The organism is Psychrobacter sp. A3 (assembly GCF_028823565.1).
GTDB classification, from domain to species: Bacteria; Pseudomonadota; Gammaproteobacteria; order Pseudomonadales; family Moraxellaceae; genus Psychrobacter; species Psychrobacter celer.
The window spans coordinates 1-1,893 of record NZ_JAPEHS010000148.1 but is presented as its reverse complement, the minus strand read 5'-3'; the positions used below and the strand labels follow the sequence as shown (position 1 = coordinate 1,893).

3 protein-coding genes are annotated in these 1,893 nt (G+C 42.4%); 1 reads left to right on the top strand and 2 read right to left on the bottom strand.

All coding sequences use genetic code 11. From position 1 onward, the window contains the following. Positions 1-527, bottom strand: a 527-nt coding sequence (locus NK638_RS12195; RefSeq protein WP_274633223.1) for an IS5 family transposase, incomplete at its 3' end; no start/stop codon positions are given. Between the two features lie 192 nt (positions 528-719). Further along, on the bottom strand, positions 720-1,130 hold the full coding sequence (cadR, locus tag NK638_RS12190; protein WP_274633222.1) for a Cd(II)/Pb(II)-responsive transcriptional regulator: 411 nt from the start codon (positions 1,128-1,130) through the stop codon (positions 720-722). Positions 1,131-1,334: 204 nt separating this feature from the next. Here cadR and ccsA point away from each other — a divergent pair. Further along, positions 1,335-1,893, top strand: a 559-nt coding sequence (ccsA, locus tag NK638_RS12185; RefSeq protein WP_274633221.1) for a cytochrome c biogenesis protein CcsA, incomplete at its 3' end; no start/stop codon positions are given.

Sequence of the window (1,893 nt, the reverse complement as noted above, 5' to 3'; positions counted from 1 at the left end):
GCTCGTAGTGCATCAGAATCATAGCCTTTATCGGCACATAAAACCTCTGTGTTGCTCAAATTAACTTTGTCTACTAAGTCAGGTACGACTTTAACGTCGTGGGTCGTGCCATCTGACAAGATAAAGGTAATCGGATTGCCATGCGCATCTACTGCCAAGTGAATCTTGGTCGCGCGTCCTGCCACACTTTTACTAATGGATTGTAGGTTCTCATTGCCACCACTGCTGTGCTGATGCGCTTTAATATGAGTACCATCAATGAAGACCCACTCAAGGTCTGCGTCTTTGATCAGTAACGTAAATAATGCAATCAGCTTATTACTGCGAGACCAGCGCTGGTAAGCTTTATAGATGGTATTGGGCTTGCCAAAATACTCGGGTAAGTCGCGCCAAGGACAGCCAACACGCATGCGATAAAGCACGCCTTCAACCGTTTGTCTAAGATTTCCTTTGTCATAGATATTAAGTTCTAGTAATATAGGTTTCAGTCTTGTCCAGTGTTCATCTTTGAGCATAGTGCGAGGCATAGCGAACGATATCTTTTTTGTGTGAGAACTTAAAGATTAACCGTTCGCTATTTTTTTTGCCATTAATTTATACCCAATGTTCAACACGCCCTAGTGATCTTAATATCATTGCTGGGTTTTTTTGTGCTTAACATCAGGGCGTATTTAACCTTTCATGATTTGATCCGTCAGAAATGAACACTACTGATATCATTACTCATGACAGGAGTTATCGACAAGCGCGTTTAAAATGCCACATGATGACGCTGGTGCACTACTTGCACATTTCTGGCGTAAAACGGTCAAGTGATGCTTTAAGTGCATCAGTTCTTCCATTCGTATTTCCACAGCATGAATGTGCTCATCTAGCAAGTTATTCACATCGCCGCAGTCCTTGTCAGGCGACTCCCAGTATTCAAGTAAGATTCGCACATCATCTAAAGCCATATCGAGCGTACGGCAATGTAGGATAAATTGTAGACGCTCAATGTGCTCTTCATTATATAAACGATAATTCCCTTTGCTACGAAAAGGCTCGGGTAATAAACGCTCTTTTTCATAATAGCGAATGGTTTCTACTGTGGCACCTGTGCGTTTAGCGAGCTCACCAATTTTGATTGTCATAACAACCTCTATGATTTAAATAATTAAAGTGGCTGTAAAGACTAGCGCTAGAGAAATTAAAATTACGAAACTGTAGATAAATAACCTTGACTCTAAAGCCACTATAAGGTTAATAATATCATTATTCAAAGGTGGGTTCTAATAATAAAAATTCCACCGCCACAGTAAACTGCAACCGCATTAGAGTAAATAAGGTTAGACCGTATGTTGATTACAGAATTGGGCTATTTTGCCTTGCTTACCGCTTTTGTACTGGCGTTATTGCAGGTAATTCTGCCAACTATTGGTGTTATTCGTAACCAAGTTGCTTGGCAACGACTAGCCCCTAGCCTAGCTTGGGCACAGTTTGCCGCCATGATAACGTCATTTGGCGCTTTGATAGCAGGTTTTTATTATAATGATTTTAGCCTCAGTTACGTCGCGCAGCATTCTAATACGCTGTTGCCTTGGTACTATAAGTTATCGGCGACATGGGGCGGACACGAGGGCTCTTTGCTGCTATGGATGACCATCATGGCCACATGGTGTGCACTGGTATCATACTTTAGTCGCGGCTTGCCGTTATCAATGCGTGCGCGGGTATTAGTTATTTTGGCCGGTGTACAGTTAATGATGCTAACGATGCTGATATTTACCTCGTCACCGTTTGAGCGTACCTTACCCAATCTAGCGGTCGATGGCGCTGATTTAAATCCTGTCCTACAAGATTTCGGTCTGATTATTCATCCGCCCATGTTATATATGGGTTATGTGGGCTTAGCGG

Coding starts and splice junctions, on each gene's coding strand:
- cadR (WP_274633222.1), bottom strand. CDS start 1,130: ATGACAATCAAAATTGGTGAGCTCGCTAAACGCACAGGTGCCACAGTA.